The sequence below is a fragment of the Paenibacillus humicola genome, assembly GCF_028826105.1.
GTDB lineage: Bacteria > Bacillota > Bacilli > Paenibacillales > Paenibacillaceae > Paenibacillus_Z > Paenibacillus_Z humicola.
The window spans coordinates 1,236,682-1,258,676 of sequence record NZ_JAQGPL010000001.1; the positions used below are offsets into that span (position 1 = coordinate 1,236,682).

Below are 21,995 nucleotides of genomic sequence, written 5' to 3' on the forward strand. Positions count from 1 at the left end.
GGCGTTCTTTTTCGTCTTTTGAGCGCTTCCGGACGAGGCGCCCTCCACGTATACCGGAAGCGGCCGGGGTCAAAGCTATAGACATTTCGGACCATATGGGGGAGGGACGGGCATGATCTGGGCTCTGCTGGCGCTGGCCGTATTTGTCGTACAAATCGCGGCCGTGCTCGCCGCCGAATTCAGAAGGCCTGCCAAAGCCGTCGCCTGGCTGCTGGTCCTGTTCGCATGTCCGCCGCTCGGTTTTTTCCTTTATTATTATTTGGCCCGGGAGTACAAGGCGAAACGGAGCTTCACGGAACGCGCCGCCGGCAGCCGCGAACTGAGCCATGCCGCGCTGAGCCGGTGCAAGCCGGTCAGCAGCCTATCCGACGTGAACGGTGACCGGTTCGAGCATCAGGAGCGGCTGTTCGGACTGCTGCAGAGCTTCGCGGCTTCGCCGGCAACGTGCCGTAACGAAACGAAGGTGCTGACGAACGCGGAAGCGGCGTTTGCGGCGATTTTCGATGCGATTGCCTCGGCGCGGCACCACATTCACGTGGAATATTATACGATTCGCGCCGACGAAATCGGGCAGCGGTTCAAGGACGCGCTAATTCGCAAGGCGAAGGAGGGCGTCGAGGTTCGGGTTATTTACGACGGGCTGGGCAGCGTGGGGCTCGCTCAAAGCTATATCGACGAGCTCCGGGACGCGGGCGTGCGGACGCAGTGCTTCCTGGCGCCGAAAATCGCCTTTTTCGAGAAGCGGATGAACTACCGGAATCATCGCAAAAACGTGATCGTTGACGGGCGGATCGGCTTTGTCGGCGGCATCAATATCGGGGACGAGTATTTGGGAGCCGATCCGAAGCTCGGCTTTTGGCGCGATACCCATCTGCAGCTGGAGGGAGACGCCGTCTATTTTCTGCAAAACGTCTTTTTGAAGGACTGGCGGTTTACCGCGGGGGAAAGGCTGGAGGCTTCCAAATATATGCCCGTGCACGGGTGCGCCGGACGCGAACGGGTGCAAATCGTCGCCAGCGGGCCGGATACGGCGGACGATCGGACGCTCGAATATGTGTTTGCCGCGGTATCGGCGGCGAAAATCCGCCTTTATATCACGACGCCGTATTTCATTCCCGATCCGAGCGTGCTGATGGGGCTGCGGACGGCGGCGCTCAGCGGGGTGGATGTGCGGATCATTTTGCCCGGCGTAGCGGATACGAAGATCGTGCTCTACGCCTCGCTGTCGTACGTGGAGGAGATGCTCGCGGCAGGCGTCCGGATTTACCGATACCGAAGCGGCTTCATACATGCAAAGGTAATGATCGTCGACGATCTGCTCGCGAGCGTGGGCACGGCGAATATGGACATGCGCAGCTTCTACAGTAATTTCGAGCTGAACGCCCTGCTGCTCAGCGAACCGGCGATCCGGCGGCTCGAAGCGGATTTCCGGCAGGATCTGCTCAACAGCGACGAACTCGATCTGCACACGTTCAGGAAACGCTCCCGCCGGCAAAAGGCCTATGAGGCCGCCGCCCGGATGCTGTCGCCGCTGTTATAGTGAAGCATGGAGCACAGCAAAAAAAGAGGGGTTTCCCCCTCCCTGGTCGATGAAGCCTCATTCTTGAATCGGGTCCGGAATCCAGCCGCCTTCCTGGAGCTGGCTGTTTGTTTTCATCCCTTTCATATCGTTGCCGAGCCGCCTCATATCCTGCTCGTCCTGTACCATATGGCCGTTGCGCGCTTCCTCGATCGGCGAAGATTTGCGCCCGGCCTGGCCGGAGGACGGCTGACGCGGCTGATCAGGCCCGGGTCCGTTCGTCTGAACTTCCGTTTGCTTGCTCATGCATGGTCGCTCCTTCCTCTTCGCGATGCTTGGAATTCAGCAAATGCGCCGTTTGTTCCGCTGCCGAAGCCGCCTTGTTTACGGCCGTCCGGCTCAAATCGCCGACGCGGTCGCTCACTTCGGATACTTTGCCCATGGCCGAAGATGCGATTGCGGACGCCCTGTCGCGGGCGGCCGACGACCATTCGGTGGTTTTGCAGCGGATCGTCTCCCGCATTTCTTTTCCGGATTTTGGAGTCATCAGCATGGCAGCCGCCGCGCCGACGGCGCTGCCGATGAGTATTCCCTTCACCATACTACGCCCGCTTGCTTGACCATTATTCATTTTTTCCATGTTGATCACTCCTCTTCTGTCAAATGGGAAGCGGCGGCGCCTACAGGACAGCCGTCGCTGTATGGTTACTTATAACCGGGAGAACCGGTATTGAAACGAAACCCCGATTCAGCGAATAGGCTAAGGTACGGGATGAAGGGGGAGGAGGCAGGATCCGATGAAGGAGCGGGAACCGAAGATGGATCACAATTCGATGATGGACCAGGAACCGATGATGGAGCACAATTCGATGAACGAAGGAAACGAAGCGGACGAATCGGGGCGCGTGCTTGGCGTTCCGTTGGTGAGAACGACCAGGGGCGGCCGTACGGAAAATGTGCATGCCGGACATGCCGCCGTCGTTTCGGCGGACGGCGAGCTGCTGCGCTTCGCGGGCGATGCCGGCGTCTGGACGTTTATGCGTTCGACGGCAAAGCCGGTGCAGGCGCTGCCTGCGGTGCTCGGCGGCGTCCTCGAGGCGTATGGCCTTGATGAGGCGGCGCTGGCGATGATGTGCGCCTCGCATCAGGGCGGGCCGGAGCATTTGGCGGTGCTGGAGCGCATGCTGTGGCAAACCGGCGTCCGCGAGGAGCAGCTGGCGTTCGGCCCGGCGCTGCCGTCCGGGGAGCGGGCCAGGCATGAGCTGCTGCGAAGCGGCGGCGGGCCGCGCAAGCTGTACCACGTTTGCGCGGGCAAGCATATCGGCATGCTTGCGCTGTGCAGGCTGCGCGGATGGCCGCTCGAAACGTATACGCGGCCGGACCATCCGCTTCAGCGCGAGCTGCTGCGGCTGGTCGCGGACATCGCGGGCATGCCGCCGGAGGCGGTCGGGCTCGCCGTCGACGGCTGCGGCCTGCCCGTCTTCGCGCTGCCGCTGCGGCGGCTCGCGCTCGTCTACGCGCGGCTGTCCGCCCGGCCTGCCGAATGGGCGGACGACGCCGTCCGCGCCTCGGCGGAACGCATCGCCGCGGCGATGAACCGCCACCCAGCCCTGGTCGAAGGACCCGGGCGGCTGGCGAGCGTCATGCTCGGCGACGGGAACATCGTCGCCAAAAGCGGCGCGCAGGGCGTCTTCGTCTTCGCCCTGCGCAGGGAACGGCTCGCCGTCGCGCTCAAGCTGGCGGACGGCGGCGAAACCGCCTGGCCCGAAGCGGTCTGCGCGGCGCTCGGGCAGCTGGGCTGCGGCGGGGAGCTCGTCCGCCGCATCCGCGAGCAATTCCCGCCGTCGATCCGCAACGACGCGGGGCAAACGGTCGGGCGGACGGAGCCGGTTTTCCGGCTGGAGTCGCCCTGACCGAATGCCGGCGCTCGCCTTAAGCACCGGCAGGGAAGGCGCCATGGATTTTGGCTCTCAAAGTAACCGCTGTGAAACGAAGACCGCCCCGGAACGCGAACCTGGTTCGCGCACGGGGCGGTCTGATTTTTCAGGGCGGGCTAGAAGCCTTTGTATTGCGGCTCCTCGTTTTCCAGCTGCTGCACGCGCGATTCGACCTGCTGCACGATCTGCTCCGTTTGCTGGGCGCAGTTCGTAAACAATGTCTTTGCTTCCTGGTTTTGCGTGCCGAGCGCGAACTGCTCGAGGTTCGCCTGCGCGCTTTTCAGCGAAGCGAGGCATGTTTTTACTTGTGTGGCGATGGTCACGTTGTTGTTCCTCCCTCGTCGGTCTGGTGATGAAAAACCACAAACCATAAATTCCCCTGGCTGTCGGCCTCCTATTCTTGGGAAACTCCGATCTAAATTCCATAATTTCACTTTACTATCCATGGGCGCCGCGGCAAATAATGAAGGCGTAATGTTGCGGAAGGAACAAGCGAAGCGGAGGTGCTTTCGGTTGCCGGATTGGTCCAGAATCGCGATTCAAACCTTTGGTGCGGTCATTGCGCTATTCCTGATGACCAAAGTAATGGGCAAGCGACAGGTTTCCCATTTGTCGTTTTTCGAGTATATCACCGGGATTACGATCGGCAATTTGGCCGCCTACATCTCGCTCGAAACGGAATGGTATCTGGGGCTCGTCTCCATGGTCGTCTGGGCGCTCGTTTCGCTCGGCATCGAATTCGCGCAGCTTAAGAGCAAGAAGGCGCGGGATTTGATCGACGGCAAGCCGCGGGTGCTCATCAAGGAAGGCAAAATTTTGGAAGACAACATGAAAAAAGAACGGATCACGACGGACGAGCTGCTTCAGCAGCTGCGGAAAAAGAACATTTTCCGGGCTGCGGACGTCGAGTTCGCGGTCATGGAAGCGAACGGCGACATCAACGTACTGCTGCAAAAGAAGCACCAGCCGCTGACGGCGTATCATTTGGGCGTACAGGTCGGTCCCGAGCAGGAGCCGCAGGCGGTCATCATGGACGGCAAAATTATGGACGAGCCGCTTGCGACGAGGGGGCTCAGCCGGGATTGGCTCATGACGGAGCTGGAGAAAGCCGGCGTCAGCGCCGATAACGTCGTGCTCGGGCAGGTGGATACATACGGCCAGCTTTACGTCGATTTGTTCGACGACCAAATCAAGGTCGCCGAGCCGCAAGTGAAAGCCGTGCTGCTTGCCCAGCTGAAAAAATGCGCCGCCGACATCGAAATGTTCGGCCTTTCAACGAAGGACCAGAGCGCCAAGTCGATGTACGAAGACTGCTGGATCAAGCTGGAGCGGGTCATCGATGACGTGACACCTTATTTGCACCGATAGGAGGAAGCGCCATGGCGAACAACAAAAAGAAAAAAATGACTCCCGTTCAGCAGCAGTACGACCTGCTGTCCAAAAGCCGCGAGCCGAAGCGGCCCGTGCTGGCCAACTGCGCCCGCGCCTTCTTGGTCGGAGGGCTGATCTGCATCGTCGGTCAGGCGGTATCGGACGCCTTTATCCGCTGGGGCGGCTTTAACGACGACAACGCGTCGAAGCCGACCGTCGCGGTCATGATCATTTTGTCCGTCATCCTCACATGCCTCGGGGTGTACGACAAGCTGGCCCAATGGGCAGGCGCCGGCTCGGCCGTTCCGGTGACGGGCTTCGCCAATTCCATGGCTTCTACGGCGATCGAGTACCGCAGCGAAGGGCTTGTTCTGGGCGTGGGCGGACAAATGTTCAAGCTCGCCGGGGCGGTCATCGTTTACGGAGCCGTGGCGGCGTTTATTATCGGTATTTTGCATTGGGTGTTCAAGGTCAGCTTTTAGCAAACAGGGTGGAGGCGACAAGCGATGCTAAAGGGTCATCAAAGCTGGATATTCGAGCGCAGGCCCGTCATCAAAGCGACGGCAACCGTCGTCGGCCCTTTTGAAGGGCAGGGCCCGCTGGCCGAGGATTTCTCGATCATTCACGGCGACCTGTCGCTCGGGGAGGACAGCTGGGAGAAGGCGGAGAAAAAGCTGTTCGAGGAAGCGGCCAAGCTGGCGATCGAGAACGCCGGCCTCACGCAGGAACAGGTGCAGTTCTATATCGGCGGCGACCTGATGAACCAGATCATCAGCAGCAGCTTTGCCGCGCGGACGCTGACCATTCCGTATCTCGGCATCTTCGGGGCCTGCTCGACGTCGATGGAAGGGCTCGCGCTGGCCGCGTTTATCGTGAACGGCGGCGGCGCCAAATTCGCGCTTGCCGGCACCTGCAGCCACAACGCCAGCGTCGAGAAGCAGTTCCGCTACCCGACCGAATACGGCTCGCAGAAGCCGCCGACCGCCCAGTTTACCGTAACCGGCGCGGGAGCGGCCGTCGTAGCCGCGCACGGGAGCGGGCCGGTCGTCGCGTCGGCGACGATCGGGCGCGTCGTCGACATGGGCATCACCGACCCGTTCAATATGGGGGCCGCGATGGCGCCGGCGGCGGTCGATACGATCGAGGCGCACTTCCGCGACCTGCAGATCGGCCCGGAGCATTACGATTTGATCGTCACCGGCGACCTCTCCAAGGTCGGTTATGCGATTGCGAACGATTTGTTCGTGAAGCACGGCATTCCGATGGACAAGACACAGTATGCGGACTGCGGCATGATGATTTACGATTACGGGAAGCAGAAGGTGCAGGCCGGCGCCAGCGGCTGCGGCTGCTCGGCCGTCGTGACGTACGGCCACCTGCTGAACCGGATGCGAAGGGGAGAGCTGAAGCGGATGCTGGTGGTCGCCACCGGCGCGCTGCTCTCGCCTCTATCCTTCCAGCAGGGGGAGAGCATCCCCTGCATCGCCCATGCGGTGGCGATCGAAAGCGCCGAAGCCGCATCCCAGTAACGCAGCAGCGCCGGAAACGGGACCAACCTCCCGGACCGGCGCTTTTTTTATTTCTCTCGCCCGGCAGTGGGCGGGATTTTTTTTCGGCCGGAAAATCGGCGGGCACGTTTCAGCCCGTCCGCGATTGGTTTATTACCTGCATAAGACAGAGCAGTACACGCGGATCCGCAAAAAAACCAATCGAAAGAAAGGTGATGTTTCATGCTGGGATGGGCTCTGTTATTCTTTCTCGTTGCTGTTGTTGCCGGAATACTCGGGTTCTTTTCGCTGGCCGCCACGGCGGCGGGAATCGCCAAAATTCTGTTTGTCGTTTTCCTCATTCTGTTCGTCGTCTCGCTTATTTTCGGAAGACGAAGAGCTTGACGCTGACTGATGCTTAGCGGAAGCTTTTTCTTCGAAAAAACAAAGCGTATGCTTACGAAGCTGCATTTTTCCAAAAATGCTTAGCTGTGCTTACGAGCTGCATTTTTTTCAAAAAATGCTAAGCGTATGCTTACGAAGCTGCATTTTTCCAAAAAATCGTGTTTGCGAAGCCACATTTTTCTAGAAAAATGCTTAGTGGATGCTTACGAAGTAGCATTTTTCCAAAAATGCTTAGCTGTGCTTACGAGCTGCATTTTTTTCAAAAAATGCTTAGGAGGCGATCAATATGGGAATCAATGAAATCAAAGACGTCCGCTTGACGAACGTGCACACGGTGAACACCCTTGGAGAAGCGCGCGAGCAGCTGGAGCGTTACCGTCAGCTCGGGTACAGCGACGACCGCCTGTTTGTGCTGACGCACGAAGACGAGCGGACGAAGCGGCTTGCCGAAGAAACGGATACCGGGCGAATCGGCGTATTCGAGGAAGGGATCGGCACGGCGATCGCCAACATTTTCCGTTCCAAAGGGGACGAGCTGAGGGCGAAGATGCGATCGGTCGGCATCGCGGACGACGTCGCGGAGAAGCTGGAGCGCGAGCTGGACCGGGATAAAATCGTCGTCATCGCCTGGGGCGGAACGCCTTACGAGAACGGGGAGTACGATCCGGCGATCGTCTATTACCCGCCGTATTATCTGTAATCGCCGCACATTTTCGCCCCCGGGCTCACATATGCATCTGGTAGGCCGTTCGATCGAACGGTCTACTTTGATTTCACATCCGCATTCGGAGCAAGCCGCGAAGCCGACGTCCTTGTAAAGGGAAGAATGCCGAAGCGGACGCCGCTGAAGCGAAAAGGAGAACGACCTATGCCGCCAATGAGCCGCTTTTTTCGCATTTGCCTCGGCGCAATCGCCCTGCTGCTCATCATCTATCTGATTGCCAAGGATAGCTTTCTGTTCCGGCCGCTCGACAAAGTGCTGAACATCCTCATCGTCCCGTTTATGCTGGCCGGATTTTTCTATTATTTACTGCGGCCGATCGTTCGCTATTTGAGGCGCCAGCGTCTGCCCAAAACGGCTGCGATCCTGATCGTCTATCTGGCTTTCGCCGTTGTGGCCGCTCTATTCGTGGTCGTCGTCTGGCCGACGCTGCAGCAGCAGATCGACAATTTCGCGAACGGAACGCCGGCGCTGGTCGAAGGCTTTAACGAGCGGTTCGCCCGGCTGCAGCATACCCGGCTCGCCTCCATGCTGGGCTTCGGCGGAACGGAGATGATCGCGAAGCTGTCGGAGCTGCTGACCGATGCGGTCAATACGGCGTCGAGCTACATATCGAATGTCATTTCGGCTGTGACGAACTTTGTCATCGTCGTGGCTACCGCGCCGATCATTTGCTACTACATGCTGAAGGACGGCGGCGCGATTCCCCGGGCGATCCTTCATCTCGTCCCGAAGCGGTACCGGAAGGACGGCCGCGAGGTGCTGGAGGACATCGATTCCGCGCTCAGCGGATTTATCGTCGGGAGGATGATCATTACGTTCCTGCTCGGCGTCATGATGTACATCGGGTTTCTCATCATCGGCCTCCCGTATTCGCTTCTGATCGCGCTGATCGCGACGCTGCTCAACATCATTCCCTATATCGGCCCGATTCTCGGAGCGATTCCGTGCGTGATCGTCGCCTTCATCGATTCGCCGGCGATGGTGCTGTGGGTGCTGCTCGTCGTCGTTATCGCCCAGCAAATCGAGAGCAATCTGCTGTCGCCCCACGTATACGGCAGGCGGCTCGACATTCATCCGCTCACGACGATTCTGCTGCTGCTTGTCGCGGCGGATATTGCCGGCATTCTCGGCGTTATTTTGGCCATTCCCCTCTACATGGTCGCGAAAATCGTCATCGTACGGCTGTACCGCCTGTTTCTTGCCGAAAAGGTGGAGGAGCTCGTCGAATAGCGGGACCTGCGTATGGAACCGGACCTCGGGGTACAATAATGAAATGTTTTCCATGCCGTCACCGCCGGAAAGGGAGGGGAAACCGTGATTATATTTGCCAATCTGCTGCTTCGCCTCATCCGGATGAACAATGTGCTGACTTACGGCGCGGTCGTCCTGGTGATGCTGTGCGGAGCCGGCGCGGCGTACGCGCTCGAGCCGGATACGTTCGGCAGCTATTTTAACGGACTGTGGTGGGTGATGACCACGGTGACGACGGTCGGCTTCGGCGACTATTACCCGCATACGGTACCCGGCAAATGTCTCGGGATGGTGCTCTATATTTTCGGAATCGGCCTGCTGTCGCTGACCATCAGCAAAATCGTCGATGCGATGCTCGTGTACGAGCGGAGAATGGAGGAAGGCAAAGTGAGGTTTATGGGGGAAAAGCATTTCGTCATCATCAACTGGAGCACGCATGCCGAGATTGCCGTACGGGAAATCATGAACACGGACCAAACGGCGGAAATCGTGCTGATCGATATGATGGACAAAGCGCCGTTCCAGCATATCCGCATGCATTATATCCGCGGCAATCCGGTGCGCTCCGAAACGCTCGACATGGCGAATTTGGGGGCGGCGCGAGCCGTCTTTATTTTTGCCGACGACCTGACGCATCACAATGCGATCGTCCGCGATCCGTCGTTCATCGACGGCAAGTCGCTGCTGGTGGCGGCGGCGGTGGAACGCGAGTACAAGCAGGTGCACACCGTGGTTGAAATCAAAGACGAAGTGAACCTGCCGAGTTTCCGGCACATCAAAATCGACGATTTCATCATCGGTACGGAGGCGGTCTCCCATATGGCGGTCCGCTCGGCGTTTAATCCCGGCACGTCCCGCATTTTGTCGCAGCTGCTGTCCCGGGGCGACGGGGACGATTTGTTCGAGATTGAGCGGCAGCCGCGCTGGGCCACGTTCGGCGACGCCTTCGACGAGCTGCTGAAGCAGGGCGCGACGCTGATTTCGAACGGCAGCGACCTTGGCATCAACAAGCGGATGGACGAGCCCATTCCGCATGACGCCCGGCTGTTCGTCATCTGTACGAGGGAGACGTTCGAGAAGCTGCAGAAATTGCCGTAGTGCGCGTTACAAGCGCCGCATTTCCTCGCGGTAGGCGCTTGGCGACCGGCCGTAGAAGCGGCGGAACTGCTTGGAGAAATAGAGCGCATCCCGGAAGCCGGCCGAGGCGGCAATCTGCTCTACCGTCAGCTCCGGACGCTCCCGCAGCAGCTGGCGCGCCTTGTCGATGCGCAGCTTCAGCAGGAACGCCACCGGCGTCTGCCCGGTGCGCCGTTTGAACACGCGCGAGAGATAAGCGCGGTTGTAGCCGAGCGTATCCGCCATCATTTCCATCGAGATCGGCTCTGCGTACTGCGTGGATAAAAAGCGGATCGCCTGCCGGACGACCGCCTCGACATCGCTGCCGGCGGGAGGCGCTTCGCCGGGCTCGGGACGGGCGGAGCCGAGCTCGGCCAGCAGCAGCTGCAGGTAGCCGGTCGACCGCAGATGAGCCGCAGGCCCGCCGAGCCTCAGCACCCGCTCCACGCTGCGGAACAGCGCGCCGATGCGCGGATTGTCCCCGGTGTCGAGTACCGGGTTCTCCGAGGACAAGCCGGCGAACGCGGCGAGCGCGGCCGCCTGCCGGCCTTCGAACGCGATCCACCGGTAGCGCCACGGGTCGTCCTCGTCCGAGGCATAGCCGATCAGCTGCTCGGGTTCGATCAGAAACGTCTGCCCGGCGCGCAGCTCATAACGCGAGCCGGCGCAGGTGAACGTACCGGAGCCGGACAGCACGTGATGCATTAAATAGAAGTCGTACACCTTGGGCCCGATCCGGTGGCCGGGCTTCGTCTGGCTTTCTCCCGAAAAAAGGACATATAAATCGCCATGCTCATTCGGCACGGGATTCGAGATGACCGAGTAGCTGAAGGGCCGTTCCATCAAGCTCCGCCTCCGATTTTCATCCATGGGAAGTTGCAGGATCATTGTACCATATCCCCGCGCCGTCCTCATAAAAAGTCACTTTTCTCCATGACGTACTCACTTCGCGCCATTTCGCTGCGGCCGCCGCTGGTCTATACTGATGTTAACGGCACAATTCAATAACATTTCAGGGAAAGTGGTGTGACAATGGCTGATATTCAGCAGCTTACCGAACAATTTCTTACCCTTTACGGCGAATCGCCGGAAGCGATAAGCGCGTTTCATGCGCCGGGCAGGGTCAACCTGATCGGCGAGCATACGGATTATAACGGCGGCTACGTTTTCCCGGCCGCGCTCACGTTCGGCACGACCCTTCTGATTCGGCGCCGCAGCGATAATCTGCTCGGTCTCTCGTCTACGAATTTTCCCGGCGAGCACAAGCATCTGCCGATTTCGCCGATCGTATACGACGAGAAGGACGGCTGGATGAACTATCCGAAAGGGATCGTGAACGAACTGCAGCAGCGCGGCCGGACATTCGAAACCGGCTTCGACCTGCTTTTCCACGGGGAAATTCCGAACGCTTCGGGCCTTTCCTCCTCCGCTTCGATCGAGGTTGTAACGGCGTTTGCGCTGCTTTCGATGGGCGGGTATCCGACCGATACCGTTGAGATCGCGCTGCTGGCGCAAAAATCCGAGAACGAGTTCAACGGCGTCCAATGCGGCATCATGGACCAGTTCGCGGTGGCGAACGGCCGGAAGGACCATGCGATTCTGCTGATGTGCGATACGCTCGAATACAAGCTCGTGCCGTTCGCGTCCGGCAGCTTCAAGCTGGTCATCGGCAATACGAACAAGCGCCGCGGTCTCGTCGATTCAAAATATAACGAGCGCCGGAGCGAGTGCGAGCGGGCCGTGCGCGACTTGCAGGCCGTATTCCCTGAGCTGACGCTCCTCGGGCAGCTGACAGTTGAACAGTTCAACGAACATGCGCATCTGATCACGGACGAGACGGTCCGCAAGCGCGCCCGCCATGTGGTCGAAGAGATCGATCGCGTGCTGCAGTCGATGAAGGTGCTCGAAGCGGGCGATCTGGCGTCGTTCGGCAAGCTGATGAACGGCTCGCACGATTCGCTGCGCGACCTGTACGAGGTGACCGGCGCCGAGCTGGATGCGATGGTCGATGCCGCGCGCAAGGTGCCTGGCGTGCTCGGCTCCCGCATGACCGGCGCGGGCTTCGGCGGCTGCACCGTGTCGCTGGTGCACGAGGACAGCATCGAACGGTTCAAGGAAGAGGTCGGCCGCAGCTACGCGGAAGCGACGGGACTTGCCGCCGGCTTCTACGTGTGCGAGATCGGCAACGGCGTCGAAAAGCTGGCTTGACGAAAGCTCGATAAACAACCGGAGGGAGAGAGAATCATGGCTGTATTGGTAACGGGTGGAGCGGGCTACATCGGCTCGCATGCGGTTGCGGCGCTGCTGGAACGGGGCGAGGACGTCGTCGTCGCCGACAATCTGCAGCAAGGCCATAAAGACGCAGTGCTCGGCGGCAAGCTGTACGTCGGCGACCTGCGAGACGGGGACTTTCTGGATCAAGTATTCGGCGGGAACGCAATCGACGCCGTCATTCATTTTGCCGCGAACTCGCTTGTGGGCGAGAGCATGAAGGATCCGGGAAAATATTATCACAATAATGTTTACGGCACCCTCTGCCTGCTGGAGAAAATGAACAAGTACGGCGTGAACAAAATCGTCTTCTCTTCGACGGCGGCGACGTACGGCGAGCCCGAGAGCGTGCCGATCGACGAGCTCGACCGGACGCTGCCGACGAACGCCTACGGCGAAACGAAGCTCGCCATGGAAAAGATGATGAAATGGTTCGATGTCGCGCACGGCATCAAATTCGTGTCGCTGCGTTATTTTAATGCGGCAGGCGCGCACGAAAGCGGCAAAATCGGCGAGGATCACAGCCCGGAGACGCATCTCGTTCCGCTCGTGCTGCAGACGGCGCTCGGCCAGCGGCCGCACATTTCGGTCTTCGGCGACGATTATCCGACCGAGGACGGCACCTGCATCCGCGACTACATCCATGTGAGCGATTTGGCCGACGCGCACGTGCTCGCGGTCGAGCGGCTGCGCAAAGGCGGCGGCAGCGCCGTCTATAATCTCGGCAACGGCCAGGGCTTTTCGGTGAAGCAGGTGATCGGGATCGCGCGCGCCGTGACGGGCAAGGATATTCCGGCGGTCGTCGAAAGCCGCCGCGCCGGCGATCCGGCCGTGCTGGTCGCTTCCTCCAAGCGCGCGCGCGACGAGCTCGGCTGGAATCCGACGCGCAATAAGCTGGAGGACATCATCGGCAGCGCCTGGGCCTGGCACAAGGCAAACCCGCGCGGCTACAACGACAAGTAAGGAGTTTTTGCGATGAGCACAACTTCTCAACAACCGGGCGCCGCCGAGGCGCTCCTGCAGATCGAACGGCTGGTGCGGTTTGCCCTGCAGCGCGGCATGATCGAACCGCTCGACGTCTATGCCGCGCGCAATGCGCTGCTTGATCTGTTCAACTTCGACGAGCCGTACGAAGGCGCCGCCTTGAGCGAGGAACTGGACTCCCCGGCGGAGCTGCTTGAACCGCTGCTCGATTACGGCGCGCGGATCGGACTGATTCCGGACGATACGACGACGTTCCGCGACCTGCTCGACGCCCGCATCATGGGCCTCCTGATGCCGCGTCCTTCGGAAACGGCGGCGCGGTTCGAACGGACGGCGCAGACGGCGGGCATCGTTCAAGCGACGGACGACTTTTACCGGATGAGCGTCGATTCGAATTATATCCGGATGGACCGTATCCGCAAAAACGTTTATTGGGAGCAGTCGACCGAATACGGCAGGCTGGAGATGACGATCAATCTGTCGAAGCCGGAGAAGGACCCGAGGGAGATCGCGCTGCTGAAAACGCTGGCGCCGGGCAGCTATCCGAAATGCCTGCTCTGCGTCGACAACGTCGGATATGCCGGACATGCCGGCCATCCGGCAAGACAGAATCTTCGGGTCATCCCGCTGATGCTGCAGGGCGAGCAGTGGTATTTTCAGTATTCGCCGTACGTTTATTACAACGAGCACAGCATCGTGTTTAACGGCAGGCATGTGCCGATGCGCATCACGCACGATACGTTCGCGCGACTGCTCGATTTTATCGGCCGCTTCCCGCATTATTTTATCGGCTCGAACGCCGATCTGCCGATCGTCGGCGGCTCAATTCTGAATCACGACCATTTCCAGGCCGGCCGCCATACGTTTCCGATGGAAACCGCGCAGGTCGAAGCCGAATTTGCCGATTTGTCGACGCCGGGCCTCCGCTTCGGCATCGTCTCCTGGCCGATGTCGGTCATCCGCATCAACGGCAGGAACAAGGAAACGGTTCGGCTGGCGGCTTGCCGCATGTTGGACGCCTGGCGAGTATACAGCGACCCGGACGCGGACGTGCTCGCGTTTACGGAGAAGGACGGCCTGCGGACGCCGCACAATACGATTACGCCGATCGCCCGCCTTCGCGAGAACGGCGAATACGAGCTTGATCTCGTCCTTCGCAACAACCGGACGAGCGAAGAGCACCCGGACGGCATTTTTCATCCGCACCGGAATTTGCATCATATCAAAAAGGAAAACATCGGCCTGATCGAGGTGATGGGGCTCGCCGTGCTGCCGGGCCGCCTTAAGGCGGAGCTCGAGCAAATCGCGGGGCTGCTGACCGGCGCGGAGGCCGTTGACCGCGACCGGCTGCGCAGCGGTCCGCTCGGCATTCATGCCGATTGGATCGAAGAGCTGATCGGCGTATATGGCACCGGCCTGGGCGCGGACAAAGCGGCGGCTGTGCTGAACGACGAGGTCGGCCGCAAATTTCTGGCGGTGCTGCAGGATGCCGGCGTATACAAAAGGACGCCCGAAGGCCGTGCGGCTTTCGAACGGTTCCTGCAGTCGCTCGGCCTCGTTCCCCGGCCGTAAACATGCCGATTGGCGAACAGGCAGCCGGACTTGGCCGCCCTGCCGCACAGCCGGCCGGCTCGCCGGCACAAAGGCGCTTTCCTCCCTGCGAGGCAAAGCGCCTTTTCCGTGTCCGTGCCGATGACGATTTTCACGGTTTATTCAAATAAAAAAATTTTTTAATGATAAATATGGGATATTTTTATAATTTTGAAAGGAAAATAAGCTGTTGTGTAGAAAAGTAATACGAAACCAATTTTGAATGGGGGATTTATAGTGCCTTTGCCTATTATGCCGCTTGATGACTTCCTGGGACTGCCGGCAGACGATCAAGTGGAGAAGCTGAAACAATGGAAAACGGACTATACGCTTAAGGACATTCGCGAGGCGTGGGGGTTCAAGCATTCCGCGCAATATTATATGCTGCTGAAGAAGCTTCGCATTTACGAGCGGGTCGTGAATAAATCGGATAAATTTTTCCCCGAGCAGCTGCTCGGCTCGCGCTCGGGAGACGAGGGGTACGCCCCGTCCGCGGGACCCTTGAGCGCGCGTGAGCGCACCGCCCCGGCCGACCAGTTCGGCTACGAGCTGAACGTGACGCTGAGCGGTCCGGAGCTGGCGGACAAGCTCGAGCGGCTCGCCCATTTCCTGAAGGGCGAGAATAAGTCGGTGAATGTCAGACTGTCCATCTCGGCGGCGGCGCCGCAGCCCGAGCCTGCCGGCGAGGAAGATTCGAACGCGGAGGAATAGGCGTTCATCCGTGCAAATACACCCGAATCGAAGAGTTTCGATTCGGGTGTATTATTGTTAATTATTGTCGAACCTAGTTCTTATTTGTATATTCGTATCCGCTTGATTCGATTATTTGCCGCGAAGCCGGCCCAGCTCGGAAACGAGCGCCTCGACCTCGCTGATGCTGAACTTTTCCTTGCCGGCCACTACCTCATACAGATCCCGGATATCCTCGTAACGGTCCATGCTGAAATGAGAGGCCTGCATCGCGGCGGCCGTCGCCATCCGCAGCTTTGTTTTAATCGCTTCGATCATATATTCAATGTTTTCCTGCGACGCTTCCTGCAAATCCCGCACGTTTCATCTTCCTCCCTTCCGTCCCTTTCACCAATTGCCTAGTATTGTAACACGACCGGACCGGCGGCGCCACCGGCGGCGTTTGAAGAAGGCGGTCGAATTAGGTAAAATCGTAGCAAGGAGTCAAGTCAAGGGAGAGCTGGCATCATGGGAATTCGGCCGAAGGGGCGGACACCTGCGGATCCGGGGCGGAGAAGCGGCGTCAGAACCGGCATCGAGGGGCTTCGCGTTTTTTTCGAATCGATCGCCGCCCGTCATCCTGATCCGTCCGGGGTCGCCGCGTTCTGCATCGGCACCGACCGGTCGACCGGAGACGCGTTCGGTCCGCTTACCGGCACGCTGCTGCGCGCGGCGGGATGGCCTATCGTCGTCGGGACGCTGGAGAGGCCCTGCGATTCGGAGCGGTACGAAGGGGCGCTGCGCGGACTGCCCGAAGGGGTGGCGGTCGTCGCTTTCGACGCGTGCTTGGGCAGGCCCGATCCCGCAGGACGGTACAGCGTTGCCGCCGGCCCGCTCTATCCGGCGCGGGCTACCGGCGGGACGCTCCCGCCCGTAGGCGATTACAGCGTGGCGGCGATCGTCGGCCCGCTGTCCGCCAAGCCGTATTACACGCTGCAGCGCGCCTCCCTGCACGAGGTGATGGGAATGGCCCGCGAAGCCGCCGATGCGTTTTGCGCGGCTTGGGGACATACGGCGGCTGCCGGAAACGATCTGCGGTCATTTTACCGATGAAGGGATGAATGTGACGATGAACACGATGTCGCTGTCAAATCGCAAAATCCGGCTTACAAACGGAATGGAAACGGCTTTTTACGACTCGGGAAGCAAGGGCGGGCTGCTGGCGCCGGACGAGGCGATCGTCCTGCTGCACGGCTTTTGCGGGAGCTCCGTTTATTGGGAGCGCATCGCGCCGATGGCGGAAAGCCTCGGCCGCGTGATCGCGCCCGATCTGCGCGGACACGGAGGCAGCTCAGCGCCGGATGAAGCGGTATACCGGATGGACGACTTTGCGGACGATCTGGGGCTGCTGCTGCAGGAGCTGGAAATCGGGGGGGCTTATCTATTCGGCCACTCCCTCGGCGGATACGTTTCGCTTGCCTTTGCCGAGCGGTATCCGGAGAAGCTGCGCGCGCTTGCGCTCGTCCATTCGACGGCGATGCCAGATTCGGACGAAGCGAAGCTGGGCCGGGATAAAGCGGCGGAAACGATTCGTACGGGCGGCATCCGTCCGTTCGTGGAAGGGCTCGTGCCCAAGCTGTTTGCGCCGGCGCACCGCGAATCGATGGGAGATCAGGTGCGGCGGATGATCGAGGCGGGCTATGAAACGACGCAAGCGGGCGCGGCGGCGACGGCGCTCGGCATGAAGGAGCGGCCCGACCGGAGGGCGGTGCTGGAAGGGCTCGCCGTCCCGAGGCTGCTTCTGGCGGGGGCGGAGGACGGCCTCATTCCGCCGGAGAAGGTGTTTACCGCCGATGGGCCGGGGGTTACCCGGGCGCTGCTCGAAAGCAGCGGCCATATGAGCATGATCGAAGCGCCGGCCGAGCTGTTCGAGAAGCTGGACGCATTCGTGCGTCAGGTCTGACGCATCGGGAGGAAGCGGGAGAATACGGATTTTCCGGCTTCGGGACCGGGAGGGAGGAACGGTTATGTTCCAAAGAGATTATTTCATGCGGCTGATCGGGCAGATGACCGAGGCCGTCGGGCAAGTGATGGGGCTGCGCAGGCAGCAGAAGCAGGAGGAGGCGCTGCAGCTCATCGACGAGGAGCTGAACAAGCGCTTCAGGCTGAACGGCGTGTTGATCCGGTCGCTGTCCGATGAGGATCTCGTGCGAATCATGACGACGAACGGCGTGGTCGAGACGGCGAATCTTCATGCCATATCCCTGCTGCTGAAGGAAGAGGCGGACATTCACGCCGAAATGAACCGGCCCGAGCTGGAGTTTCCGGTTCGGCTCAAAGCGTTCCAATTATTTATGAGATTGGCCATACTGGATGCCCCTCCGATGCTGCGGACCCCGTCCGAAGAAGCGGAGGAGCAGCGCCTGAAGCTTGCCGACTATGAGCTGCCGGAGCAGACCAAGCGGCTGATGCTCGAATGGCACGAGCTGGAAGGGCGGTACGATCAGGCGGAGAATGTCCTGTTTGAGCTGCTGGAGGACGGCGCGGCGGAGCCGGAGGAAGCCGCCGATTTTTACAGCCGGCTGCTGCTGCTGCCCGAAGAATCGCTTGCGGCCGGCGGACTTCCGAAGGAAGAAGTGCAGGACGGGCTGGAACGGATATCGAAACAAAAGCAGGCATAGGAGCTGAAAGCGAAACGATGGAACAATGGCAGGCGGATTTGCGGGCATGGGTGGAGCAGGGGACGTTGAGACAGGCGACCTTCAGCCAGCCGCGCAGCAAGGAGGGCGGCTTTCCCGGCAAAATGGCGGTGCGCCTGGTTGAGCTGAAGGGCGGGCTGCACTACCAGTTCGAATACCACCGGCCGGACAAGGTGACGCATGAGAACGTCCCGCAGCGCGAGGCGGCGGACCGGATGGCGGAGTGGCTGCAGGGACATTACCGGCAGGCGCTGTTTAAAACAACCGAGGCGGACGTGCAGGTGCTGCTGAGCAAAAAGGGCAAAGCAGCCGTGCTGCGAAGACCGCCTACGGCCAAGCCGGACGCTGCTTCGCTTCAGCATAACCGGCAGAAGCGGCGGATCCTTCAAGAGGGCGAAGCCGCGCCTTTTCTTGTCGAGCTCGGCATTATGACGCCGGACGGGCGCGTCGCCGCCAAAAAACAGGACAAATACAGACAAATCAACCGGTTCCTCGAAATGGTCGCGGACGTGCTGTCCGAGCTGCCGGCGGACAAGGAAATCGGCATCGTCGATTTCGGATGCGGCAAATCGTATTTGACGTTCGCCCTGTACCATTTTCTGGCCGTTCAGCATGGCCTGAACATCCGGATTGTCGGCCTCGATCTGAAGGAGGACGTCATCGCCTTCTGCTCCGGGCTGGCCTCGAAGCTCGGCTACGACAAGCTGCGCTTTCAGACGGGCGACATCGCGCAATTTAAAGGGGATTTTCGCGTCGATATGGTCGTGACGCTGCACGCCTGCGACACGGCAACGGACGCCGCGCTCGCGAAAGCGGTGGAATGGGGCGCTTCGGTCATTTTGTCCGTTCCCTGCTGCCAGCACGAGCTGTTCCGTCAGGTAAAGAGCGATACGCTGCAGCCGCTGCTCGCCCACGGGCTGCTGAAGGAGCGCTTTGCCGCCCTGGCGACCGACGCCGTGCGCGCGCAGCTGCTCGGCGTTCTTGGCTACGGCGTGCAAATGCTGGAGTTTATCGATCCGGAGCATACGCCGAAAAACATCCTCATCCGGGCGGTTAAGGGAAGCGGCGGCGATGCGCTCGGAAAATGGATGGAATATGAGCGGTTCAGAGACAGTCTGCAACTTTCGCCCTATTTGGAGAAGGCGCTCTCCGGCCGCTTGGAAAATATCGCGAGCCGGTCGAAAAATACCGTCAAATAAAGCCTTTTAAGCGCTTTCGGCGCATTGTCGAACAAATGGGTTCTATGATAGAATGAGAGAGAATAGAGATGGTCCCAGGTAAAATTTCATCCTTGGACTGAAAGGTTTTGGGACTTATGACATGGCTCGACCTAGGCTTTTTTCTCATTCTGCTTGCTTTATTCATCTATGTATTCGTCACCAACACGATTACGATTCTTCATAAAGTCTATCTGCTCTTTCATTTCTTTATGATGCTCTGGCCGCTCGGCCAGTTTGCCGTCCATACGACAACCAACCCGGTTTTTCAGCACTTATACATAAACGTTTCTTTCGCCGGACTGTCCATGCTGGGCTTCGGCTGGCTCCTGTTTACGAAGTTTTTAACCGACGAAACCTACCTGCTGACGCGCAAAACGCTGCTAAGGCTGCTGCTTCCGTCGCTCGCCGTCGTCATGCTGCTGTTGTGGAATCCGGCCGGCATCTTTATGACCGCCGAAGGCGGCTCGTACGTCGAGCGCCGGTACGGCCCCGCTTTTTGGCTGATGGTGGCGATGCTCGGAGCTTATTTTCTCGAATCGTTCCGGCTGCTGTGGCTTGCCTACCGGTCGGACCGCTCCGTGCATAACCGGCCGCATATCGGCAAGGCGATCACGGGGATGTTCGTGCTGGCGTTTTTCGCCCTGCTCGATATCGTGTTCAACGTCGTACTTGCAAGGTGGCTGCCGATCATCCCCGGATTTACGTCGTTTGGCATTTTGATATCGGACATTTTATTCGTTTTTTCGCTGCAGCGATATAGGATGTTCGATATCGTCAAAATCGCCCAGCAGGACGTATTCGATACGATGTCCGCGGGCGTCGTCGTGCTGGACAAGCGGGACCGGATCGTCGAGATGAACCGGACGGCGCTGCAGCGCCTCGGCGTCAAAGCGGGACATCGGCTGAATATAGAACGGCTGCTCGAATCCGTCCGGCCCGAAGGAGACCCCGCTTCGTTTCTGGCGGCTTATCGCATGGATCCGCCGGAACGGGCACAGCTGGAGGTGGCCGTAACGTACGGGGGCTCGCGGTTCTACTTTTCGCTTCAGGCGGCGCCGATTATGGTGCGCAAGCAGGCGGCGGGCCGCGTCATCACGCTGCAGGACATTACCGAGCTGCGCCGGCTGATCAACGAGTCGAAGCGGCACAACGAAGCGCTGCAGGAACGGAACAGAGCGCTCATGTATATGCAGGACGAGCTGTTTCAAGCCAACCGGAAGCTGGAGCACATGGCGATTACCGACAGCCTGACCGGCTGCTACAACCGGAGATATTTGATGCAGCTGTTGGAGCAGGAGGTTGTAACGAATATCCGGCTGCAAGCCCCGTTCGCCATCTTTCTGTTCGATATCGATTTGTTCAAAAAGGTCAACGACACATTCGGCCATTTGGCCGGCGACGAAGTGATCAGGGAAACGGCCGGTATTGTGCGCAGAACGCTGCGGGGGTCGGATATTTTGGCCCGTTACGGCGGCGAAGAATTCACCGTGTATTTGCCGCATACGGACGGCATGCAGGCCGAAATGCTGGCGCAGCGCGTCCGCAAGGCGGTGGAAAGCAACCGGATCGAAGCGGGGGACAACCGGTTTTTGTCCGTCACGATCAGCATGGGCGTGCTTGCCGTCGATCCGGTGCCGAACGCGGCCGCCGAAGACCCGAAGGCGTATTTGCGCGGGCTGTTCGCCCGGGCCGATGCGGCGTTATACCGGGCGAAGGACAACGGCCGCAACCGGGTCGTACATATGGATTGACATCGATTTTGCGAAGCTGCCCGCGCCGGCGTGTGCAAATGTGAGGGGACGGCGCTTTTTCATTTTGTTTGGAGGAGGAACCACGATGATTTCAACGTTCGCGAAGGATAGCTACGACGGCGCCGATGCAAAATTTCAGGTCAAGTCGCTGATTCACAGCCGCACGGTCGTGGAAAAGGAAGCGTATGTATCGACCGGTATTCTTGCCCACGTCGAGGGAGACTTGATGGAAATCGAGATGTCGGAATACAAGTCGTTCGAGCTCGGGGACCCGGTCAGCCTGACGATCTACTCCCCCGTCGGCATCCACCGGCTGGAATCGACCGTCATCGCGAAAGCGGAAAACTCGCTGGCGGTCATTTTTCCGCCGCGCGCGCTTGCCGGACTGGAGGAAAAGCGGGAGTCGCCGCGCGTGGAGGTGCTGCTCGGCGGTTCGTTTGAGCGCAAGCTGAACCGTGTCGTCCGGACGAAGGACGGACTCGAACAAATCGAATCGTCGGAAACGGTGGACATTTCGGTCGTCAATATCAGCTTAAGCGGGATCGGCTTTGTGGCAACCGGCTGTCCGGAGCTGCAGCGGGACGATATCATCGACGCCACGATCGAGATCGGCGGCGGACTGCAGTGCCGGCTCGAAATCGTGCGCAAGGACAACGATGCGGAGCCGTGCTACTTCGGCGCGAGGTATATGGAGCTGGATGATGTCCGGCAGCGATCGCTCCGGGCTTTCCTGCTGCGCGAGCAAATTGCCATCTACTACCGGGCGAAGCAGCAGAAAACGGCCAAAGGCAATTAGCAGCACGTTCCTGCTGACGGGTTTTGAGGCGGACCGGAATGGAAAAAAGGCGCTGCCGTTCTCCGGCGGGCGTTTCATCGGTTCAAGAGGAACAGGCTCCGGCCGAACCGTAAGCGGTTCGGAGGAGCCTGTTTTTGCGTATCAAATTTTCGCGTTACGTTCTCTATTGATCTAAAAGCTTGCACCGCCGCCAGAGGACGGCGCC

At 59.7% G+C, this 21,995-nt stretch carries 24 protein-coding genes; 19 read left to right on the plus strand and 5 right to left on the minus strand.

The features are described 5' to 3' along the window. The first annotated feature begins 112 nt into the window (after positions 1-112). Positions 113-1,540 carry a cardiolipin synthase gene (gene cls / locus PD282_RS05900; RefSeq protein ID WP_274649414.1) on the plus strand — a complete coding sequence of 476 codons (1,428 nt, stop codon included), beginning with the start codon at positions 113-115 and terminating at the stop codon, positions 1,538-1,540. A 57-nt stretch (positions 1,541-1,597) separates the two neighbouring features. On the opposite strand, the gene PD282_RS05905 is transcribed toward cls, so the two are convergent. Continuing rightward, positions 1,598-1,825: a hypothetical protein gene (locus tag PD282_RS05905; protein ID WP_274649415.1), complete on the minus strand. Its 228-nt coding sequence runs from the start codon at positions 1,823-1,825 to the stop codon at positions 1,598-1,600. Further along, positions 1,782-2,159, minus strand: a complete 378-nt coding sequence (locus PD282_RS05910; RefSeq protein ID WP_274649416.1) for a YtxH domain-containing protein — start codon at positions 2,157-2,159, stop codon at positions 1,782-1,784. Before PD282_RS05910 ends, PD282_RS05905 begins: the two co-directional genes overlap by 44 nt. Positions 2,160-2,316: 157 nt before the next feature. On the opposite strand from PD282_RS05910, the gene PD282_RS05915 reads away from it, so the two are divergent. Then, positions 2,317-3,432, plus strand: coding sequence for an asparaginase (locus PD282_RS05915; RefSeq protein ID WP_274649417.1), 1,116 nt, complete (start codon positions 2,317-2,319; stop codon positions 3,430-3,432). A 140-nt stretch (positions 3,433-3,572) separates the two neighbouring features. Here PD282_RS05915 and PD282_RS05920 read toward each other — a convergent pair whose 3' ends face one another. After that, positions 3,573-3,779: a DUF1657 domain-containing protein gene (locus tag PD282_RS05920; RefSeq protein ID WP_274649418.1), complete on the minus strand. Its 207-nt coding sequence runs from the start codon at positions 3,777-3,779 to the stop codon at positions 3,573-3,575. Between the two features lie 190 nt (positions 3,780-3,969). Here PD282_RS05920 and PD282_RS05925 point away from each other — a divergent pair, with 190 nt between their 5' ends. The 7 genes from PD282_RS05925 to PD282_RS05955 all read left to right on the plus strand — a co-directional run bounded on the left by PD282_RS05925 (position 3,970) and on the right by PD282_RS05955 (position 9,792). Further along, positions 3,970-4,824, plus strand: coding sequence for a DUF421 domain-containing protein (locus tag PD282_RS05925; protein WP_274649419.1), 855 nt, complete (start codon positions 3,970-3,972; stop codon positions 4,822-4,824). An 11-nt stretch (positions 4,825-4,835) separates the two neighbouring features. Then, entirely contained in the window at positions 4,836-5,309 is a 474-nt protein-coding gene (spoVAC, locus tag PD282_RS05930; protein WP_274649420.1) for a stage V sporulation protein AC, read from the plus strand. 24 nt (positions 5,310-5,333) lie between these two features. After that, positions 5,334-6,356, plus strand: coding sequence for a stage V sporulation protein AD (gene spoVAD, locus PD282_RS05935; RefSeq protein WP_274649421.1), 1,023 nt, complete (start codon positions 5,334-5,336; stop codon positions 6,354-6,356). 201 nt (positions 6,357-6,557) lie between these two features. Further along, positions 6,558-6,719, plus strand: a complete 162-nt coding sequence (locus PD282_RS05940) for a DUF1328 domain-containing protein (protein WP_274649422.1) — start codon at positions 6,558-6,560, stop codon at positions 6,717-6,719. 286 nt (positions 6,720-7,005) lie between these two features. Continuing rightward, entirely contained in the window at positions 7,006-7,419 is a 414-nt protein-coding gene (locus PD282_RS05945) for a YflT domain-containing protein (protein WP_274649423.1), read from the plus strand. Positions 7,420-7,587: 168 nt separating this feature from the next. Beyond that, a complete protein-coding gene (locus tag PD282_RS05950) occupies positions 7,588-8,673 on the plus strand; it encodes an AI-2E family transporter (RefSeq protein WP_274649424.1) in 1,086 nt (361 codons plus the stop codon). An 84-nt stretch (positions 8,674-8,757) separates the two neighbouring features. Continuing rightward, the gene (locus PD282_RS05955; protein ID WP_274649425.1) at positions 8,758-9,792 is read left to right on the plus strand and encodes a potassium channel family protein; all 1,035 of its coding nucleotides are present in this window, start codon (positions 8,758-8,760) and stop codon (positions 9,790-9,792) included. A 6-nt stretch (positions 9,793-9,798) separates the two neighbouring features. Here PD282_RS05955 and PD282_RS05960 read toward each other — a convergent pair whose 3' ends face one another. Then, on the minus strand, positions 9,799-10,653 hold the full coding sequence (locus tag PD282_RS05960; protein ID WP_274649426.1) for an AraC family transcriptional regulator: 855 nt from the start codon (positions 10,651-10,653) through the stop codon (positions 9,799-9,801). A gap of 189 nt (positions 10,654-10,842) precedes the next feature. Here PD282_RS05960 and PD282_RS05965 point away from each other — a divergent pair, with 189 nt between their 5' ends. The 4 genes from PD282_RS05965 (at position 10,843) to PD282_RS05980 (ending at position 15,366) form a co-directional block, all read left to right on the plus strand. After that, positions 10,843-12,018: a galactokinase gene (locus PD282_RS05965; RefSeq protein ID WP_274649427.1), complete on the plus strand. Its 1,176-nt coding sequence runs from the start codon at positions 10,843-10,845 to the stop codon at positions 12,016-12,018. Between the two features lie 36 nt (positions 12,019-12,054). Beyond that, on the plus strand, positions 12,055-13,044 hold the full coding sequence (gene galE, locus PD282_RS05970) for a UDP-glucose 4-epimerase GalE (protein ID WP_274649428.1): 990 nt from the start codon (positions 12,055-12,057) through the stop codon (positions 13,042-13,044). A gap of 12 nt (positions 13,045-13,056) precedes the next feature. Next, positions 13,057-14,637, plus strand: a complete 1,581-nt coding sequence (locus PD282_RS05975; RefSeq protein ID WP_274649429.1) for a UDP-glucose--hexose-1-phosphate uridylyltransferase — start codon at positions 13,057-13,059, stop codon at positions 14,635-14,637. Between the two features lie 255 nt (positions 14,638-14,892). Beyond that, positions 14,893-15,366, plus strand: coding sequence for a hypothetical protein (locus PD282_RS05980; RefSeq protein WP_274649430.1), 474 nt, complete (start codon positions 14,893-14,895; stop codon positions 15,364-15,366). A 111-nt stretch (positions 15,367-15,477) separates the two neighbouring features. Here PD282_RS05980 and PD282_RS05985 read toward each other — a convergent pair whose 3' ends face one another. Beyond that, positions 15,478-15,705: a DUF1128 domain-containing protein gene (locus PD282_RS05985; protein ID WP_274649431.1), complete on the minus strand. Its 228-nt coding sequence runs from the start codon at positions 15,703-15,705 to the stop codon at positions 15,478-15,480. A 147-nt stretch (positions 15,706-15,852) separates the two neighbouring features. On the opposite strand from PD282_RS05985, the gene PD282_RS05990 reads away from it, so the two are divergent. The 6 genes from PD282_RS05990 to PD282_RS06015 all read left to right on the plus strand — a co-directional run bounded on the left by PD282_RS05990 (position 15,853) and on the right by PD282_RS06015 (position 21,790). Next, positions 15,853-16,437: a DUF1256 domain-containing protein gene (locus PD282_RS05990; protein WP_274649432.1), complete on the plus strand. Its 585-nt coding sequence runs from the start codon at positions 15,853-15,855 to the stop codon at positions 16,435-16,437. A gap of 16 nt (positions 16,438-16,453) precedes the next feature. Beyond that, complete coding sequence (locus tag PD282_RS05995; protein ID WP_274649433.1) at positions 16,454-17,287, plus strand: alpha/beta fold hydrolase; 834 nt, start codon at positions 16,454-16,456, stop codon at positions 17,285-17,287. Positions 17,288-17,351: 64 nt separating this feature from the next. Continuing rightward, a complete protein-coding gene (locus PD282_RS06000; protein WP_274649434.1) occupies positions 17,352-18,005 on the plus strand; it encodes a DUF6483 family protein in 654 nt (217 codons plus the stop codon). Positions 18,006-18,022: 17 nt separating this feature from the next. Further along, positions 18,023-19,222, plus strand: coding sequence for a class I SAM-dependent methyltransferase (locus PD282_RS06005; protein WP_274649435.1), 1,200 nt, complete (start codon positions 18,023-18,025; stop codon positions 19,220-19,222). A 116-nt stretch (positions 19,223-19,338) separates the two neighbouring features. After that, positions 19,339-20,994 carry a histidine kinase N-terminal 7TM domain-containing diguanylate cyclase gene (locus PD282_RS06010; RefSeq protein ID WP_274649436.1) on the plus strand — a complete coding sequence of 552 codons (1,656 nt, stop codon included), beginning with the start codon at positions 19,339-19,341 and terminating at the stop codon, positions 20,992-20,994. Between the two features lie 85 nt (positions 20,995-21,079). After that, positions 21,080-21,790, plus strand: a complete 711-nt coding sequence (locus PD282_RS06015; RefSeq protein ID WP_274649437.1) for a PilZ domain-containing protein — start codon at positions 21,080-21,082, stop codon at positions 21,788-21,790. The last annotated feature ends 205 nt before the right edge of the window (positions 21,791-21,995 follow it).

Coding starts and splice junctions, on each gene's coding strand:
- cls (WP_274649414.1), top strand. CDS start 113: ATGATCTGGGCTCTGCTGGCGCTGGCCGTATTTGTCGTACAAATCGCG.
- PD282_RS05905 (WP_274649415.1), bottom strand. CDS start 1,825: ATGAGCAAGCAAACGGAAGTTCAGACGAACGGACCCGGGCCTGATCAG.
- PD282_RS05910 (WP_274649416.1), bottom strand. CDS start 2,159: ATGGAAAAAATGAATAATGGTCAAGCAAGCGGGCGTAGTATGGTGAAG.
- PD282_RS05915 (WP_274649417.1), top strand. CDS start 2,317: ATGAAGGAGCGGGAACCGAAGATGGATCACAATTCGATGATGGACCAG.
- spoVAC (WP_274649420.1), top strand. CDS start 4,836: ATGGCGAACAACAAAAAGAAAAAAATGACTCCCGTTCAGCAGCAGTAC.
- spoVAD (WP_274649421.1), top strand. CDS start 5,334: ATGCTAAAGGGTCATCAAAGCTGGATATTCGAGCGCAGGCCCGTCATC.
- PD282_RS05940 (WP_274649422.1), top strand. CDS start 6,558: ATGCTGGGATGGGCTCTGTTATTCTTTCTCGTTGCTGTTGTTGCCGGA.
- PD282_RS05945 (WP_274649423.1), top strand. CDS start 7,006: ATGGGAATCAATGAAATCAAAGACGTCCGCTTGACGAACGTGCACACG.
- PD282_RS05950 (WP_274649424.1), top strand. CDS start 7,588: ATGCCGCCAATGAGCCGCTTTTTTCGCATTTGCCTCGGCGCAATCGCC.
- PD282_RS05960 (WP_274649426.1), bottom strand. CDS start 10,653: ATGGAACGGCCCTTCAGCTACTCGGTCATCTCGAATCCCGTGCCGAAT.
- PD282_RS05965 (WP_274649427.1), top strand. CDS start 10,843: ATGGCTGATATTCAGCAGCTTACCGAACAATTTCTTACCCTTTACGGC.
- galE (WP_274649428.1), top strand. CDS start 12,055: ATGGCTGTATTGGTAACGGGTGGAGCGGGCTACATCGGCTCGCATGCG.
- PD282_RS05975 (WP_274649429.1), top strand. CDS start 13,057: ATGAGCACAACTTCTCAACAACCGGGCGCCGCCGAGGCGCTCCTGCAG.
- PD282_RS05990 (WP_274649432.1), top strand. CDS start 15,853: ATGGGAATTCGGCCGAAGGGGCGGACACCTGCGGATCCGGGGCGGAGA.
- PD282_RS05995 (WP_274649433.1), top strand. CDS start 16,454: ATGAACACGATGTCGCTGTCAAATCGCAAAATCCGGCTTACAAACGGA.
- PD282_RS06000 (WP_274649434.1), top strand. CDS start 17,352: ATGTTCCAAAGAGATTATTTCATGCGGCTGATCGGGCAGATGACCGAG.
- PD282_RS06005 (WP_274649435.1), top strand. CDS start 18,023: ATGGAACAATGGCAGGCGGATTTGCGGGCATGGGTGGAGCAGGGGACG.
- PD282_RS06010 (WP_274649436.1), top strand. CDS start 19,339: ATGACATGGCTCGACCTAGGCTTTTTTCTCATTCTGCTTGCTTTATTC.
- PD282_RS06015 (WP_274649437.1), top strand. CDS start 21,080: ATGATTTCAACGTTCGCGAAGGATAGCTACGACGGCGCCGATGCAAAA.